The 17,498-nt window shown below is 57.0% G+C and carries 12 protein-coding genes, 1 tRNA gene and 2 rRNA genes; 1 reads left to right on the top strand and 14 read right to left on the bottom strand.

From position 1 onward, the window contains the following. Window position 1 precedes the first annotated feature (1 nt). The 12 genes from MTP16_RS09495 to rpmH form a co-directional block, all read right to left on the bottom strand. A 23S ribosomal RNA gene (locus MTP16_RS09495) occupies window positions 2–2,920 on the bottom strand. Between the two features lie 191 nt (window positions 2,921–3,111). Continuing rightward, window positions 3,112–3,185: transfer RNA gene (locus MTP16_RS09490), tRNA-Ile, on the bottom strand. A 102-nt stretch (window positions 3,186–3,287) separates the two neighbouring features. Beyond that, a 16S ribosomal RNA gene (locus tag MTP16_RS09485) occupies window positions 3,288–4,801 on the bottom strand. The 16S and 23S rRNA genes sit together here with 1 tRNA gene alongside, the layout of an rRNA operon. A gap of 664 nt (window positions 4,802–5,465) precedes the next feature. After that, a complete protein-coding gene (locus MTP16_RS09480) occupies window positions 5,466–6,800 on the bottom strand; it encodes a serine hydrolase (RefSeq protein WP_243518822.1) in 1,335 nt (444 codons plus the stop codon). A 67-nt stretch (window positions 6,801–6,867) separates the two neighbouring features. After that, window positions 6,868–8,157 (bottom strand): hypothetical protein, encoded by a 1,290-nt coding sequence (locus MTP16_RS09475; protein WP_243518820.1) that lies wholly within the window; start codon window positions 8,155–8,157, stop codon window positions 6,868–6,870. Window positions 8,158–8,276: 119 nt separating this feature from the next. Then, window positions 8,277–9,623, bottom strand: a complete 1,347-nt coding sequence (locus MTP16_RS09470; protein WP_243518817.1) for an APC family permease — start codon at window positions 9,621–9,623, stop codon at window positions 8,277–8,279. A gap of 257 nt (window positions 9,624–9,880) precedes the next feature. Then, the gene (locus MTP16_RS09465; protein ID WP_243518814.1) at window positions 9,881–10,402 is read right to left on the bottom strand and encodes a DUF2480 family protein; all 522 of its coding nucleotides are present in this window, start codon (window positions 10,400–10,402) and stop codon (window positions 9,881–9,883) included. Window positions 10,403–10,485: 83 nt separating this feature from the next. After that, on the bottom strand, window positions 10,486–11,178 hold the full coding sequence (gene tsaB / locus MTP16_RS09460) for a tRNA (adenosine(37)-N6)-threonylcarbamoyltransferase complex dimerization subunit type 1 TsaB (RefSeq protein ID WP_317244099.1): 693 nt from the start codon (window positions 11,176–11,178) through the stop codon (window positions 10,486–10,488). After that, the gene (locus MTP16_RS09455) at window positions 11,159–11,698 is read right to left on the bottom strand and encodes a hypothetical protein (RefSeq protein WP_243518812.1); all 540 of its coding nucleotides are present in this window, start codon (window positions 11,696–11,698) and stop codon (window positions 11,159–11,161) included. The genes tsaB and MTP16_RS09455 overlap by 20 nt, the downstream gene beginning before the upstream one ends. A 71-nt stretch (window positions 11,699–11,769) precedes the next feature. After that, a complete protein-coding gene (locus tag MTP16_RS09450) occupies window positions 11,770–13,464 on the bottom strand; it encodes a S41 family peptidase (protein ID WP_243518809.1) in 1,695 nt (564 codons plus the stop codon). Window positions 13,465–13,490: 26 nt separating this feature from the next. Beyond that, entirely contained in the window at window positions 13,491–13,931 is a 441-nt protein-coding gene (locus MTP16_RS09445) for a ribonuclease P protein component (protein WP_243518806.1), read from the bottom strand. Between the two features lie 56 nt (window positions 13,932–13,987). Further along, on the bottom strand, window positions 13,988–14,146 hold the full coding sequence (gene rpmH / locus MTP16_RS09440) for a 50S ribosomal protein L34 (protein WP_190928465.1): 159 nt from the start codon (window positions 14,144–14,146) through the stop codon (window positions 13,988–13,990). 141 nt (window positions 14,147–14,287) lie between these two features. Between rpmH and MTP16_RS09435 the strand changes: the two genes are divergently transcribed. After that, window positions 14,288–16,021: a M61 family metallopeptidase gene (locus MTP16_RS09435; RefSeq protein WP_243518804.1), complete on the top strand. Its 1,734-nt coding sequence runs from the start codon at window positions 14,288–14,290 to the stop codon at window positions 16,019–16,021. Window positions 16,022–16,089: 68 nt separating this feature from the next. Here the strand turns inward: MTP16_RS09435 and MTP16_RS09430 are convergent, their stop codons facing one another. Both MTP16_RS09430 and MTP16_RS09425 read right to left on the bottom strand, forming a co-directional pair. Further along, window positions 16,090–16,383, bottom strand: coding sequence for a hypothetical protein (locus MTP16_RS09430; RefSeq protein WP_243518802.1), 294 nt, complete (start codon window positions 16,381–16,383; stop codon window positions 16,090–16,092). Between the two features lie 95 nt (window positions 16,384–16,478). Beyond that, the gene (locus tag MTP16_RS09425; RefSeq protein ID WP_243518801.1) at window positions 16,479–17,420 is read right to left on the bottom strand and encodes a PfkB family carbohydrate kinase; all 942 of its coding nucleotides are present in this window, start codon (window positions 17,418–17,420) and stop codon (window positions 16,479–16,481) included. Between the last annotated feature and the right edge of the window lie 78 nt (window positions 17,421–17,498).

The raw sequence follows: 17,498 nt of genomic DNA, 5'->3' as shown, positions 1-17,498 counted from the left end.
AGTAGAGAAGCCCTCGGACCCTTAGTACGGCTCAGCTATTCCATTTCTGGTGTTTCACCTGCCGCCTATCCACGTCGTCATCTCCGACGGTCCTTCCATTGGGAAATCTCATCTCCAGGGGAGTTTCGCACTTAGATGCTTTCAGCGCTTATCTCGTCCCAGCGTAGCTACCCGGCGCTGCACCTGGCGGTACAACCGGCGCACCAGCGGCTGGTCCATCCCGGTCCTCTCGTACTAAGGACAGGTCCTGTCAAATTTCCAACGCCCACCACAGATAGGGACCGAACTGTCTCACGACGTTCTGAACCCAGCTCGCGTGCCACTTTAATCGGCGAACAGCCGAACCCTTGGGACCTTCTCCAGCCCCAGGACGTGACGAGCCGACATCGAGGTGCCAAACCTCCCCGTCGATATGAGCTCTTGGGGGAGATCAGCCTGTTATCCCCGGCGTACCTTTTATCCTTTGAGCGATGGCCCTTCCATGCGGAACCACCGGATCACTATATCCGTCTTTCGACCCTGCTCGGCTGGTCGGCCTCACAGTCAAGCCCGCTTCTGCTATTGCGCTCTGCGTCCGGTTACCAAGCGGACTGAGCGGACCTTTGAAAGCCTCCGATACTCTTTTGGAGGCGACCACCCCAGTCAAACTACCCAGCAGCCACTGTCTCCCGGCGTCCGGGATTAGGCAGCAGGCACAGTAAGGGCGGTATTTCAACGTCGGCTCCCCGAGAACTAGCGTCCCCGGCTCAGCGCCTCCCGCCTATGCTACACATACTGAACCCACCACCAATGGCAACCTATAGTAAAGGTGCACGGGGTCTTTCCGTCCCGTGGCGGGTACTCGGCATCTTCACCGAGACTACAATTTCACCGAGCTCACGGCTGAGACAGCGCCCAGATCGTTACACCATTCGTGCAGGTCGGAACTTACCCGACAAGGAATTTCGCTACCTTAGGACCGTTATAGTTACGGCCGCCGTTTACCGGGGCTTCGATTCAAGCCTTCGCCTTGCGACTAAGCTCCCCTCTTAACCTTCCGGCACCGGGCAGGTGTCAGGCCTTATACGTCCGCTTGCGCGTTAGCAAAGCCATGTGTTTTTGTTAAACAGTCGCCTGGGCCTTTTCACTGCGGCTTCTGGTATTGCTACCAGGAAGCGACCCTTCTCCCGAAGTTACAGGTCCATTTTGCCGAGTTCCTTGGCCGTGATTCACTCGAGCGCCTCAGGATGCTCTCCTTGACTACCTGTGTCGGTTTGCGGTACGGGTGATAATGACGTTAAAACGCTTAGCAGGTTTTCTTGGCAGTCGGATTAGGCACACTATCCGCGTGGCCCGAAGGCCGTGCGGTACTGTCAACTTTCGGCTAGGTCCGCGTACTTAACTACGGTCCCACTACCTACGGTCTTTAACGGGCACTTCCGTCCGCCCGCGGTGCTTTCACTTCTGCGTCACTGCATCACTTGCCATCATCAGTACAGGAATATTAACCTGCTGTCCATCGAGTTCACCTTTCGGCTGCCCCTTAGGTCCCGACTAACCCAGCTCCGATTAGCGTTGAGCTGGAAACCTTAGTCTATCGGCGTGCGGGTTTCGCACCCGCATTATCGTTACTCATGCCTACATATGCGTTTCTCCACGCTCCACCATCCCTGACGAGACGGCTTCACCGCAAGGAGAATGCTCCCCTACCACGTAGTCATCTTGCAGACTACATCCAAAGCTTCGGTACTAGATTTGATGCCCGCGTATTATCGATGCCCGGTCGCTCGACCAGTGAGCTGTTACGCACTCTTTAAAGGAATGGCTGCTTCCAAGCCAACCTCCTGGCTGTCAAAGCAACTGGACCTCCTTTGTTCAACTTAATCTAGATTTAGGGACCTTAGCTGTTGGTCTGGGTTCTTTCCCTCTCGGCCGGGGACCTTAGCACCCCAGGCCTCACTGCCGGCTATAGCCGTTGGCATTCGGAGTTCATCAGGATTCGGTAGGCTCTGACACCCCCTAGTCCTATTGGTAGCTCTACCTCCAACGACCTCGACGCCGACGCTGTACCTCAATACATTTCGGGGAGTACGAGCTATTTCTCAGTTTGATTGGCCTTTCACCCCTACCCACACGTCATCCAAATCCTTTTCAACGGAAACTGGTTCGGTCCTCCAGTGCCTGTTACGGCACCTTCAACCTGCGCATGGGTAGCTCACAAAGTTTCGCGTCTACCCCCTCTGACTGCGCGCCCTGTTCAGACTCGCTTTCGCTGCGGCTCCGCGTTTACAAACGCTTAACCTTGCCAGAGAGGAGTAACTCGTAGGCTCATTATGCAAAAGGCACGCCATCAGGAGACGAACTCCCTCTGACTGCTTGTAAGCACACGGTTTCAGGTTCTTTTCACTCCGGTATTCCCGGTTCTTTTCACCTTTCCCTCACGGTACTCGTTCACTATCGGTGTCTCAGGAGTATGTAGCCTTAGCGGATGGTGCCGCTCGCTTCAGACGGGGTTTCTCCGGCCCCGCCCTACTCAGGATACCACTAGCGTGAATCACAATTGTCGCTTACCGGGCTCTCACCGTCTATGGCCCGCTTTCCCAAGCAGTTCAGCTAACTGGATTCAATCACATGTCGTGGTCCTACAACCCCGGACTGGCCGTAACCAACCCGGTTTGGGCTCCTCCCCGTTCGCTCGCCACTACTTGGGGAATCATTGTTATTTTCTTTTCCTGCAGGTACTTAGATGTTTCAGTTCCCTGCGTTTGCCACTGTGAGTCAAGCTCATCAGTTCTCACATCTTCCATGTGAGGGGTTGCCCCATTCGGAAATGCTGGGATTAACGGGTATGTGCCCCTCCCCCAGCCTTATCGCAGCTTATCGCGTCCTTCGTCGCCTCTGAGACCCTAGGCATCCCCCGTGTGCTCTTCGTTACTTCTCTTTCGTAATCAACACTTGTTTGATTCCGCTCAATTAAGAGCGGCAAGTGCGCTACGCTTCGTTTTTGTTACCCCTTACGTCAAAGAACGTTCGTCACTCTGGTGTTTAGTGACATCGTAAACTATCGGTCAATTACCAATAGTCTATATACATTTAGAATCCTGAACCTTTCAGACCACTTGGCGAACCAAGTGGGCCTGCGTGGACTCGAACCACGGACCTCTACATTATCAGTGTAGCGCTCTAACCACCTGAGCTACAAGCCCGTATTCGGATTCAAGTATTATTTGAATGATGGAAAAGACAACGGTAAGTTGTTCATTATAAGCGTCTCACTTTACACGAACCCACGAGTCGAACTGCTCCAGAAAGGAGGTGATCCAGCCGCACCTTCCGGTACGGCTACCTTGTTACGACTTAGCCCTAATTACCTGTTCTACCCTAACCGGCTTCGTTGCGGAGCACCGGCTTCAGGTCTACCAGACTTTCATGGCTTGACGGGCGGTGTGTACAAGGCCCGGGAACGTATTCACCGCGTCATTGCTGATACGCGATTACTAGTGATTCCAGCTTCACGGAGTCGAGTTGCAGACTCCGATCCGAACTGAGAACGGCTTTTCGGGATTGGCGCACCATCGCTGGTTGGCAACCCGCTGTACCGTCCATTGTAGCACGTGTGTAGCCCTAGGCGTAAGGGCCATGATGACCTGACGTCGTCCCCGCCTTCCTCACTGCTTGCGCAGGCAGTCCATCTAGAGTCCCCGCCTTGACGCGCTGGCAACTAAATGTAGGGGTTGCGCTCGTTGCGGGACTTAACCCAACACCTCACGGCACGAGCTGACGACGGCCATGCAGCACCTTGCTTTGTGTCCCGAAGGAAAGCCTCATCTCTGAGGCGGTCACGCGCATTCTAGCCTAGGTAAGGTTCCTCGCGTATCATCGAATTAAACCACATGCTCCACCACTTGTGCGGGCCCCCGTCAATTCCTTTGAGTTTCACCCTTGCGGGCGTACTCCCCAGGTGGGATACTTAACGCTTTCGCTAAGCCACCGACATTCTATCGCCGGCAGCGAGTATCCATCGTTTACGGCGTGGACTACCAGGGTATCTAATCCTGTTCGCTCCCCACGCTTTCGTGCCTCAGCGTCAGTTACAGCCTAGTCAGCTGCCTTCGCAATCGGGGTTCTGGATGCTATCTATGCATTTCACCGCTACAGCATCCATTCCGCCAACCTCGTCTGTACTCAAGCTATCCAGTTTCCAGGGCAGTTCCGTTGTTGAGCAACGGGCTTTCACCCCAGACTTAAACAGCCGCCTACGCACCCTTTAAACCCAATAAATCCGGACAACGCTTGCACCCTCCGTATTACCGCGGCTGCTGGCACGGAGTTAGCCGGTGCTTATTCACCAGGTACCGTCGTCGGAGCACGCATGCCCCTTATTCTTCCCTGGCAAAAGCAGTTTACGACTCAGAAAGCCTTCATCCTGCACGCGGCATGGCTGGGTCAGGATTGCTCCCATTGCCCAATATTCCCTACTGCTGCCTCCCGTAGGAGTCGGGCCCGTATCTCAGTGCCCGTGTGGGGGACCAGCCTCTCAGCTCCCCTAGACATCGTCGCCTTGGTGGGCCGTTACCCCGCCAACTAGCTAATGTCACGCAACCCCATCCTTGACCAATAAATCTTTAACAAAGAGACGATGCCGCCACCTTGTTTTATGCGGTATTAATCCGCCTTTCGGCGGGCTATCCCCCAGTCAAGGGCAGGTTGGTTACGCGTTACGCACCCGTGCGCCACTATGGTATTGCTACCACCGTTCGACTTGCATGTATTAGGCCTGCCGCTAGCGTTCATCCTGAGCCAGGATCAAACTCTCCATTGTAAAATTTCTCTACACCCATGCGAACATGGGCTGATGTCGAGTGCGAATCCGACTCGTATTTGACGAGTTCATGTCTTCGTATTACGCTTGTAATTGCTGCTTCCGACATTGCTGCCGGAAGCCCTTACTATTTGTCTTTTCCAAACATTCAAAGAACGTGTACCATGCCCAGTTGGCGTGATAGTGTGGCCGTTACCGGCCGATGTTTCTTTCTTTTCAAACCCTTTCTTGCGATTGGGAGTGCAAAGGTAAGAAGAAGTTTTGAAGTGGCAAGCGAAAGAGGAAAATTTTTATTTTTCTTCGAACCGCTTTTCAATTCCTGGCCGCCTCCTTTTGAAGCGGGGTGCAAAGGTAAGGCCCTTTTTTCGACTCTAGCAAGCGGCGCGGAAAATTTATTTTTCTAGCACTTTGCCCGGCCGCCGCAAAAGTCCAGACAACGCCGGCTTTCGGGAAGTTCCGCACCTTTTCAACTTTTTCTGCAAAGCGCTTGCTTGGCAAAACCCGATACCCGGTTGGCGATTGGGAGTGCAAAAGTAGCGGGACTTTTTCAGAAAGCAAGGGCCAGTTCAAAACTTTTGTATTGGATGAACGTACCATTGCGGCTTTTCAGGCTAAGTACGATTCGGAATCAGCTACTTATAACTTGAGAAATTTCTGAGAAAATTTAGCGGATAATTTCGGGAGCGAAGAACTCAGTGAGGTTGGGGCGGTGCTGACGGGGACGTTGGGATTCGTATTGCCGAATTTGATGGCCTAACTGGGCAAGGAAGGGCTGGCCGATGGTTTCGTATTCGTAGGCTCCGTCGTTAATAATGTTGTCTTGGTTGACGTAGAGGACAGCACTGAGGAGAAATTCGGATTGATGCAAAGAGTCGGCGAAATAGGCTACATCGGCGAGGAAGCCGTGGGACATGCCGACGATGTTGTAGATGCGGAGGGTAGATTGTTGGGATAGGTCGGGATTGCGACCGTAGTAGAGGTATTTTTTGTAGGCGTCGAAATAGCGGGCGGATGTGTAGGGGTGGAAGCCGGACTCGTGCGGAGTAGCGTGGAGGTAACGCCGTAGGAAAGCATAGTCGGTGGCGGCTAGGTGGAGGCGCTGGGCGGCGGGGACGGATTCGGGGAAGAGGATGCTCTGGAGAAGATGAGTGATGTCGGGAAGCGGAAGGTGATTTGCGGTGGTAAAATCGTAGGGTTCGGAGATGATGCGGCCTCCGGCTTGGTGGGCGCGGCCTTTGAGGACGCGGCCTAGCGGGCTGCTGTAGGGCACGGGGTTGAATTGAGCGGGCTGTTTGTAGAGGGTATCACCCTGGGGGGTGTGGAAGCTAATGGGGTTAGTGTGGCGGTTTGCGGCGGTATCGCAGGGAGCAAAGCGACGGGTAATGCGGGCGTTGGGATAGCCAAGCTGGGCGAGGCGCTCATTGAGCGGACGTTGGCCAAGAAATTCGTAGAGGCGATTGTAGGCGATGTTGTCGCTTACCAAGAGCATTCTTTTGATGTAGTTGCCGACGGTAGCGGTGCGGTCGGAGTCGGCGGGGGCGGCGAAGGGAACGGGGGTTTGGCAGCGGAAGGCGGTGCCGGTGGCCATGATGGTGCGGCGGGTGACGGCAGGATTGTGGAGGTCGTTGAGCTTTTCGAGGGAGAGGGCGACGACGGGGAGTTTGACTAAGCTGGCGGGGTTGAAATACTGGCGAGAGTTGAGGTGGTAGGTATGCGGGATGAAGGTGGGACGGTTCTGGGCGTCGCGGTTGATTTGGGTATAGATGATTTGAAGCTCGTATCGAGGGTTGGTGGCGACGCGCTTTAATAGCGGGTTGGCTTTTAGCAGGAAATCCAGTAGTGGAGAATCTTCCGGCGTTGACTTCATTTCCTGGCTTACTCTTACAGTTCGTGCAAGATGGCCTTCTGCGGCTAGGGTGAGCAGGGTCGTTATCGCTAGTAAAAAGGATACTCCTATTATATAGTATAGAGAGGGGCGAGATTGAGCAGGCGTTTTCATAGGATAGAAAATAGGAAGGGCCGTGATGTTGCCACCACGGCCCTGTGAGGCTGGTTTTGTACGGGGGTTAGTCGGCCAAGGGGACTAGGCGCTTGGCGAGGAGCAGGTTGGAGTCGGTTTGACGCCAGTTGTAGCCGGTACCGAAAGGAAGCTGTTTGGGAGGGTGGATGGTGTCGTGGTAAGCAGCGGTGAGCTCGGGTTGGTACTGCTTGGCGAAGAGATTGATGGGGCGGCGGTAGGTGCCGTAGTAGTTGAAATGCCACGCGCCTTTTTGGAAATACTTCATGGCAATACCGGAATCGTCTTGCAGGATGTAGCGGCTGCGACGGAGGACGGTGCGGCGCACTTTGTTGAAGTACGACTTGTGCATGAGGTAGGTGGCCGACTTCACGTAGGTGGTGAGGGGGCCAAGGTGGCGCACAAATTCCAGTGGGGCGCTCTTGGAGGTGAGTTTCCAGTCGCTGAGGTCGGCGGAGAAGTAGTAGACGGTTTTGGGCTGGCCGTTGGGGCCGCGCAGCTTCATCTCAACGCCGGGAATGGTTTTAACTAACGCTGGCTTTTGATTTAGGCCGGGGGGCGCAATGCTGTCCTTGGGGGCATCCTGGAGCTGGCCTGCAGCATCGAGCTGCACGGGCCGGATGGCGGTGATTTGATTGCCGGTGCGGGCGGCGAAGAGCATCATGAGCGGCAAGGCGCCGTCGAGCTCGACGGATTTCAGGTCCACGGCCATGTCGTTGGTGCGGAAGAAGCTGAAATTGAGCACCGACCAAAGCGAGGTTTTGACGGCGGGCAGCAGCCTGGGGTTTTCGAGCGTGGCGCGGGCGGGGATACTGCCCACCGGTTCGAGGCCCATCAGCACGTAGGTTTGGCTGGTGGGGAACATCGTGACGACGTTTAGGAAATCGGGGCCGCTAAAGGGGTAGAAGATGGTGGGGCTGCTAGCGTGCACAGAGTCGAGCTCAGTGTTGGCCCACTGCGTCATGCGCGTGGTGTGGGTGGCGCGGTATTTATCCCAGCTTTTGTCCTGGTCTTTGGCGAAGGCCTGCCAGGCGGGTGTGGCGGCCAGTTGCTTTAGGTCGCTGTGCTGACTGGGCTGCAGGCCGCCGAGGAACATGGCCACGTCCTGGGCGTAGGCGGTATCAGGGGCAGCGGTGGGCTTGGCTGCGGTGGCCGTAGCGGATGGCTTTTCGCTGACGCTGGGCGAAGCCGATTTGCTGTGGTCGATGGCATCGGCCGTATTGGCCATGGTTTCTTCCTTGGCGGAAGCGGTGTCGGTTTTGGGGTTCGACTCAGAGCATGCAGCAAGCAAGAGCAGAGTGGCCGGCAACAGCCGAAGCGCAACGGTGCGAAGGGACATTCTAATAAGCGTGATTGAAAGCGCAAGTTACGGCTGCTCGTTCTGACGGCTTACCTTCCGGTGCACTCCTCAAGGGAGAGGACAAGCTTGGCTGGAACGCGAGAAGCGTTTTGAACTCTTTAATAGCTATTGCGGACCGGAGCTTCTTCAGCAGCCGGGCGACTGATGCGCGTCGTTATAAAGTAGACCACTGCTCCGACAGCCAGCGTGGCCAAGCCGTATAGCGACTCCCAAGGTTTGTCGCGCAGGATGAACACGAGCGTCCAGCCGCTGAGAAACAGAAAAAGCAATGGGGTGAAGGGGTAGCCCCACGCTTTGTAGGGGCGCGTCACATCGGGCCGGCGCCAGCGGAAAACGAAAAGGCCAAGCACGGTGAGGAACGTAAACAGGTTCAGGACAAAGCCGGCGTAAACCAACACTTCCTTGAACCTCGGCTTGCTGATGAACAGCAAGGTGATGGCCGTTTGCAACAACAGCGCGCGCACGGGGATGCCGGCGCGGCTTTTTGGCGCCAGAAATCGGAGCGCGGGAATGTCTTCCCCCATTGTTTGCACAATGCGCGGGCCAGCCAGCACCATGGAACTGACCGTGGAAACCAGCAGCGCCGCGATAATGCCGCCCATCAGCCGGCCCCCCATCGAGCCAAACAGTGATGTGGCGGCCACAAAACCCACTTCGACCTGTCCTTTCAGACCGGCTATTGGGGTGGACCGAAGGAACACGTAATTGAGTCCTACATACAGCAGGAGCACGACAGCGGTACCTGCCAGCAGGATGCGCGAGAGGTTACGCTGGGGGTTTTCGATTTCGCCGGTGACGTACACGGCCGCGTTCCAGCCCGAGTAGGCGTAGCTCACATACACCAGCGAAACGGCAAATGCGGGGCTAAGCAGGGCGCGCCAGCCGGCGGCGTCGGGCGCGAAGCTCAAGGGCTGCCCCTCCCCTACCGTCATTCCGGCGCCAATGAATGCAATCAATACCGCCACTTTGAGGGCCGTGATAAAAACCTGCAAGCGGCCGCCGAGGCGGGCGCTGGTGCCGTGGACGGCCGTTAGCACCAGCACCACGGCTACCGACAGCCACGTGGGCTGCAGATTTGGCCAGACACTTTTGGCATATTCGCCGAGCGCCAGCGCGGCCAGCGCAGTAGGTGCCGCGAAGCCTACCGTGGCCGATACCCAACCCGAGAGGAAGCCCAGCGCGGGATGGTAAATCTGGCTCAGGTAGTGGTATTCGCCGCCCGAGCGGGGCATGGCCGCCGCCAACTCGGCGTAGCTCACGGCACCGCAAAGAGCAATGAGGCCGCCCACAAGCCAGAGCATCAGCAGCGCAAAGCCGCTTTCGATGCCCATCACCTGAAAGCCGAGGCTGGTGAACACCCCCGTGCCCACCATGTTGGCGATGACGATGGCTGCGCCGGTGAGGAAGGTAATTCTATAAGGGCTGGCGGGCGAAGTACCGGGCATGAAATGAGCGACGAAAGCTCAAAAGTACGCCCGCAGACCGCCGTTGCCCGCTTGCGCCCTTTTGATGGGGGTTCCCGGCATTCCGACGGGCCTTCCCGACCTTCCGCTGCCCGTTCCCGCCTCTCCGATGCGTCTTCCCGACCTTTCGATGCATCTTTCCGACCTCTAGTTAGGTCTTCCCGACCTTCCGACGCGTGTTCCCGCCGACGGGAAGCCCCATCGGAATGCCGGGAATTCCCATCGGAACGAACGTATTTTTAGGCGCTCACAGCCTTGGGCTTTTTATACAGTGGCACAGTACTGCACGGCTCGCCGTACATGATGCTACTCGTGACGGGCAGCAGCTTTTGTATGATGGCCACGTAGGCGAAGGTGGGCACGGGCTTATCGCCGCAGCCTTTCACCACTACTTTGGCGTCGCGGTATTCCTCGGCATTGATGCCGGCAATGGCTTCCTCAAACAGCGACTGCTCCAGCGCCTCAAGGCCGCCGAACACGTAACGGTGGGCGTGGCCCTGCAGCTTGGTGGCAAGCAGCATATAGGCCCAGGTAGGCACAATGGCGTCGGCCGAGCAAATGATGGCTACATTTTGGCCGTCGTACTGCGTCCAATCGTGGGTTTTCACAAATTCGCGGAAGTCCTTTTCGCGCAGCATCAGGCCGTGGAAGAGGTTGTCCTTGATGTCGTACACCACCCGCTCGCCGGGGTGGATAAACTCCTCTAAGTTGAGGGTAATGAGGCCGGAATTGGCGACGCGGTTGACGAAAAGGGGTTCCATATGCTGTAGCGCGGACTTTCTTGTTCGCGTAATTGTTGGTGAATGACTCTACGGGCGCAGGGACGCGGACTACAAAGCCCGCGCTACTTCGCTTTAGGCGTAGTCGTGTACACTTCTTTCAGGTAGAAGGGCTCGTAGTAGGCCACGTCCTGAAACTCCTGCTGGTGAAAAGCTGCCACGCCCAGTTGTCCCACTGCAATGGCCGAAGGCTCAATCCCCGCCAGGAAACCCGCGTTGGAATGCGCCCCCAGCACCGCCTGAAACTTTGCCGCGCCGTGACCAAAGAATAACACGGAACGGTGGGCCAATTGTTCGGCCAGCGTGTCGGCATCGAGCAGCAGCGGCGTGGGTGCCAGCACTTCCTGCCCCTCGTGGGTGTAGAGGGCGGCGTATACTTCCGTGCGCCGGGCATCCAGCATGGGGCAGTACAGATGGGTTTCGGGCCGCGCCGTGACGGCCGCCACCTGCGCCGCCAGCGCCCGCAGCGTGCTCACGGCCACCAGCGGAATATCGAGCGCGAAGCACAGGCCCTTGGCCGCGGCCCCACCAATGCGCAGGCCGGTGTAGGAACCGGGACCGTCGCTCACGGCCACGGCGCCAAGGTCGGCAAGTGCGTGACCGGTATTGGCCAGCAACTGCTCGATGAGCACCGTGAGGTGGGTGGAGTGCGACTTATCGAGTCGCAATTCCGACTGGCCGATGAGGGAGCCGTCGGCGAGGCGGTGTAGGGCCACTGAGCAGACGGGCGAGGAGGTTTCAAGGGAGAGAAGCAGCAATGGTATCTACGTTGATGACGTTGTTAATACGGTTGAGGCGTGGCTGCACGAACCAAACGCCGATAGGCCAAAGAGAGATTAAGATGGCCGTACCTAATACTTGACTAAACTCCGGCTTTTGCCCCCGCTCTTTCGCCACCATTGCTGAGGCTACGAACCAATGAGTTTGAACGTAGGCGACAGCTAAATAAAAAGTAGGCAGCACCCATATGCCTTTTGCGCTGAAACTCGTCGGTGTCACAACAAAGTCCGGGTCTGATACCATCAGGCTCACAAGTGGGGCCGCCATTGTTACCGCGATATTGAATATAAACCAGCCTGTCTTTTTCTTTTCTTGTGTTTGGCTAAGCCGGCTCAATGTATTGCCGATGAGCGCAAGCCAGATGCAAAAGACACTGAAGCCGAGCAGTTTCAGCAATTCGCCTGCATCAGTATCCTTAATAAACCATGAAATAAAATAGCTGGCGATTAATACTAAAAATACTTGCCAAGATTTTGCCTTCAGTATCGTTTGTTCCATTCAAATATTAACCAGTAAAAAAAGCAGGCACCTCTCAGCGCCTGCTCTTCTAATTCTAACGCAACTCAAAATTACTTCGTCCCGGCTGACTTACGGGCGCTGGCGGCCTGGCCCGTGGGCTTCAGCAGGGCGGCGTAGCGGTTCGGGTCGTTCAGCACGGCCACGGCGGCGATGATGTTGGGGTCGTCGTCGAAGCCGGCTTCGGTGCGGCCCTTCTCGAAGTAGTAGCGCGACACAATTTCCTGCTCCAGCAACTCCTTTATTTCAGGTTTGAAGCGCTGCAGGTCGTTGGCCTTGTTTACGGTAATTTTCTTGCGCACGGCTTCGAGTTCCTGTTTCACGTCGTCGTAGTGCTTTTCCTCCTTCACCTTCTTGCTGAGGTCGGTGAGGGCTTTTTCGGCATCGGTGCTGTAGCTGATGTTCTTGCCTTGCAGGTAAGCCACAAACTTCTGGTAGTCGGCATCAGAGAGCTTGAACTGGCGGGCCGGCGCGATGGTGGCGTGCTCGGCGCGGTAGCGGGTGGCGTAGTCGAAGAGGTAGCTTTTCTGGAGCAGGATGCGGGTGATGTCGGCAATTTCGCGGTCCTGCACTTCAATGTCGGGGGCCACGCCGCCGCCGTCGTACACGGTGCGACCGGCCGTGGTTTTGAAGGCCGTGCGCAACGAGTCCGGGAATTTACCCAGCGTGCCGTCCTCGGCGCGGTGGGCGTAGTCGATTTCCTGGATGCAGCGGCCGCTCGGGATGTAGTACTTGGCGGTGGTCACCTTCAGCTGCGAGTTGTAGCTGAGCGGCCGGGTGGCCTGCACGAGGCCCTTGCCAAAGGTGCGCTCGCCCACGAGCACGGCGCGGTCGTAGTCCTGCAGCACGCCCGATACGATTTCCGACGCCGACGCCGAGCGGTTGCTCGTGATGATGGCAATGGGAACCTGGGTATCGAGCGGCACGTCGAGGGCCTTGTAGGTCTTGTTCCACTCCGTCACCTTGCCCTTGGTGCTTACCACGTCAAGGCCTTTGTCGATGAACAAGTTGGAAATGTTCACCGCTTCGTTGAGCAAGCCACCAGGGTTGTCGCGGATGTCGAACACGATTTTCTTCGCGCCCTGCTCCCTGAGCTTGGTGATGGCCGTGCGCACTTCCTTGCCCGCGTCCACGGTGAAGCCGCTCAGCTGGAAGTAGCCCACATCGCCGGAAATCATGCCGGTGTAGGGCACGTTGTCCAGGTGAATTTTATCCAGGGCGATTTCAATCAGCACGGGTTTTTCCTGGCCGTAGCGGGTCACGAGCAGCTTCACCGTCGAATTGGCCTGCCCCTTCAGGAGCTTGCCAATATCAGAATTCGACTTTTTATCCACCACCACGCCGTTGATATCGATGATTTCATCGCCGGGAAGCAGGCCGGCCTTCTGAGCCGGGTAGCCTTCCAGCGTGCTCGTCACCACGGCTTTACCGCTACGCTTCGCCACCGAGGCCCCGATGCCACCGTACTGGCCGGTGGTCATGGTGCGGAAGTCCTCGATGTCATCTTCCGGGATGTAGTTGGTGTAAGGGTCGAGCGAGCGCAGCATGGCGTCGATGCCGGTTTTCACCAGCTTGGCAGGCGTAATCTCGTCGACGTAATAGGTATTGACCTCCTTAAAAAGCGTGGCAAAAATGTCCAGGTTCTTCGCGATTTCGAAGTACCGCTCGTTGTCGGAAGCGGCGCGGAACGATACCAAACCCATCGTGCTCAGGGCCAGGGCAGCGAGTAGCTTTTTGCGGATAGTCATACGGAACGGATAGCGGCTGGGCGAATCTACGAGGCCGGCGGTGGCGCGGATGCGTCAATAGTCGTGCCCATCAAACGAAGAATACCGGAAATTAATTTTTTTTCCACTACTGCTAATGGACTTTTTTCCTTCCCCGTGAAGATAATACCCAGCAGAGCGACTTGATGCCCGTTTGGTTGCTCCAGCAATCGATATTTATTGAGCCGGTAGGCCTCCCGGATGAGCCGTTTGAGGCGGTTGCGGTCGACGGCCCGCTTAAAGCTGCGCTTGCTCACGCTGATGAGCACCTGCGGCGGGGCCGTGGTGGGCGCCGCGGTTTTGGTGTAGACGAGGCGCAGGGGGTAAACGCCAAAAGAGGAACTCTGCTTCCCAAAAAGCTCTTCAATAAGCTTTTTGCGGCACAGGTGTTCCTCTTTCGGGAAAGCGTGTTTTCGGGTGCTTGGTGCTTGGTGCTCAGTGCTTGGCATAAATGAGTTCAATTTGAACTGCCACGCACCATGCACCAACAACCGAGCACTAAGGCTTAGCGCTTGTGCTTGCCTTCGTCGGATACGGTGAGGCGCTTGCGGCCTTTGGCGCGACGGCGGGCCAGTACGTTACGGCCGTTGGCGGTTTCCATGCGGCTGCGGAAGCCGTGCTTGTTCACGCGCTTACGTTTCGAAGGTTGGAAGGTACGTTTCATATCAAGGAATCTTAAAAAGACGAGTTTCGAGTTGGGCCGGCAAAGGTACGGGCTTTGTCTGGAAAAGGCAAGGGCCTCAGCCACTTTTACGCGAGGCAGCACGTAGGCAGTAGTTTTAAGGCCCTTTACACCGTTTTGGCGATGATTCACTACCGCGTTTCCTTCGAGAATCCCCTCACGTTTTATCTGCAGATAGAGCTGACACTGGATGTAGCCGCCGACGCCCAAGCGCCGCTGGAGCTGCAGCTTCCGGCGTGGCGGCCGGGCCGTTACGAGTTGCAGAACTTTGCGCAAAAGATTCAGCGCGTGGTGGTGGAAGACGCAACCACCAGCCAGCCCCTCCCCTACCGCAAGCTTACCAAAGACCGGTGGGAAGTGCCCAACGCGGCCGGCCGTAGCGTGCGGGTGCGCTACAACTTCTACGCCCACCAGATGGACGCGGGTGGCTCCTGGCTCGATGAGTCGCAGCTGTACCTGAACCCCGTGCAGGCGCTGATGTATGCCGAGGGCCGGCAGGAGGAAGCGTGCGAACTAACACTGGACATTCCCGACGACTGGCAGATAGCCTGCGGGCTGCCCCAAACCGGTCCCAATGTTCTCACGGCGCAGAATTTCGACCAGCTGGCCGATTCGCCCCTCATTGCCAGTCCCACACTGGTGCACCACGAGTACGAGGCCGGCGGGCTGCCCTTCCACGTGTGGGTGCAGGGGGAAGCGGAGTTGAATTGGCCGCAGATTCTGACCGATTTTAAAGCTTTCTCAGAAGTACAGCTACAGCTGTTCGGCGGTTTTCCGGTGGCCGAATACCACTTTCTAAACCAGTTTCTGCCCTACAAACACTACCACGGCGTGGAACACAACAACTCCACGGTGATTACGCTGGGGCCAGCAGAGCTCATTATGAGCGAAGGCTTATACAAGGAGCTGCTGGGCGTGAGCTGCCACGAGCTATTTCATACCTGGAACATCAAGAGCATCCGGCCAGCCGAGATGCAGCCTTACGACTACAGCCGCGAGAACTACTTCCGCACCTGCTTCATCGCCGAGGGCATCACGACTTATTATGGCGAGTACCTGCTGGCCCGCAGCCACGTGCGCACGCCGGCCCAGTATTTTGAGGAGCTGAACACCGTGCTGCGCAAGCACTACGACGATGCCGGCGGCGACAGCCTCTCGTTGGCCGACGCCAGCATGGACCTGTGGCTCGACGGCTACAAGCCCGGCGTGCCCGACCGCAAGGTATCGGTGTACCACAAGGGCGCCTTGGTGGCTCTGATTCTGGACCTCACCATCCGGCAGCTTTCCGGCCACGCCCGCAGCCTCGACGACGTGATGCGGCGACTGTACGAGGAGTTTGGCAAAACCGGCATCGGCTACACCGAGGCCGACTACATCCGGATTGTGAATGAAGTGGCCGGGCGCGACATGCAGGCTTATTTCGATAAGTTCATCTACGGCACCGCGCCCTTGCAGGACACGCTGGACCGGGTGCTACGCACCGTGGGCTGCCAATTGTTGGTAGGCGAGAATGCGTCGGCATCGGAGGGCCACTTTGGTTTTCGCACGGTGGTAAAGAACGAGCGCACCGAAGTCACCGCCATTTGGCCAAACTCTCCCGCTGCCGCGGCCCTGACCGTAGACGACGAAATCGTGGCTGTGAATGGCCGCCGCGTGGATATGAACCTGCAAAGCCTGCTAAGCACTGACGAAGCGGCTTATGAAGTAAGCGTGTTCCGTCAGAACCGGTTGCTGACCGTGACGCTGGCCGCCACCCCGGGCGTCCGCTTCGGGCAGCGCTACGCGGTAGACACGCTGGAAATAGCCGATGCAGCGCAACAGCGCGGGTTTCAGCAGTGGCTGGGCTGGGAGTTTTAACGCATCTCCCCAATAGAAAAGCCCCGCCGGAATCGTCCGGCGGGGCTTTTTTGTCAACTTAGAAGAACCTAGTCGGCTTTGCTGCCAGGGCCTTTTTTGGGGCTATTTGTGTCGATGGACATTGGGCTGTTGCCCTGCGGGTTGCTACGGGGCTTGTTGGCCTGAGTGTGGCGCACCTCGTTGAAATTACCGCCGGGCGTGTTGCCTTTGGTTTCGTTGCCCTGCTCGGTGATGTGGTTCTGATTCACGTTTTGATTCGTAGACGAATCGACCGAGGGGGTTTTGGTCTTCTTGTGGTGCTCATTCTCATAGGGCACTACCGAAGGCTGTTCGTCGGGCAGGTTGGTTTTCTTATCAGACATGGCGTGGAAGGCAAAAGGTGGAATGATGTTTCCTTTTACCCACACCGCCGCCAAAGAGTTGTGCGCCCGCAGCCCAATGCCCAAATTATGCCGCCTTAGGCCGGCACATTGGCCACGGCTGATGCCGGCACGACTTTCACCAGCTCGGCGAACTGGGCCTCGCGGGCTTCCACTTCCTCCGTGCTGAGGTTGAGCAGGCGCTCGGTGCCAAACTTCTCCACGCAGAACGAAGCCATGGCCGAGCCGTGAATGACGGCGCGCTTCATGTTCTCGAAACTGATGTCGTCCGTCGCGGCTAGGTGGCCGATGAAGCCGCCCGCGAAGGTATCGCCGGCGCCGGTCGGGTCGAAAACTTCTTCCAGCGGCAGCGCGGGGGCGTAGAACACCTTGTTTTTGTGGAAGAGCAGCGCGCCGTGTTCGCCCTTTTTGATGATGAGGAATTTCGGGCCCATGGCCATGATTTTCTTCGCGGCCTTCACCAGCGAGTACTCGCCAGAGAGCTGGCGGGCTTCCTCGTCGTTGATGCTCAGCACGTCCACCATTTCGATGGTGGCGATGAGCTCGTCGAGAGCAATGTCCATCCAGAAGTTCATCGTGTCCATCACAATCAGCTTGGGCCGGTTCACGAGGCGCTGAATGACGAGGCGCTGCACCTGCGGGGCAAGGTTGCCCAGCATCAGGTATTTGCAGTCTTGGTACGCGTCGGGAATGATAGGGTCGAAATCGGCCAGCACGTTGAGCTCGGTCACGAGGGTTTCGCGCGAGTTCAGGTCTTTAGAATATTTGCCCGACCAGAAGAACGACTTCTCGCCCTGCTTCACTTGCAGGCCTTCGGTGTCGACGCCGTGCTCTTCAAGGAGCAGGATGTCGGACTGCGGAAAATCTTCGCCCACCACGGCCACCAGCTTCACGGGTTTCAGCGAATACGACGCCGAAAGGCTGATGTAGGTAGCGGCGCCGCCGATGATTTTATCGGTTTTGCCGAAAGGCGTTTCCAGAGCGTCGAACGCGACGCTGCCGATGACGAGCAGACTCATGCAGGTAAATTGTGGTGAATAAAAACGGTCAAATTAAAGCCGCATTAAAGCGGATTCCTTGCAAGCAACAAAAAAGTC

Source organism: Hymenobacter monticola (assembly GCF_022811645.1).
Classification (GTDB): domain Bacteria; phylum Bacteroidota; class Bacteroidia; order Cytophagales; family Hymenobacteraceae; genus Hymenobacter; species Hymenobacter monticola.
Note: the sequence above shows the minus strand (reverse complement) of the source record. Positions and strands in the feature narration are given on the sequence as shown.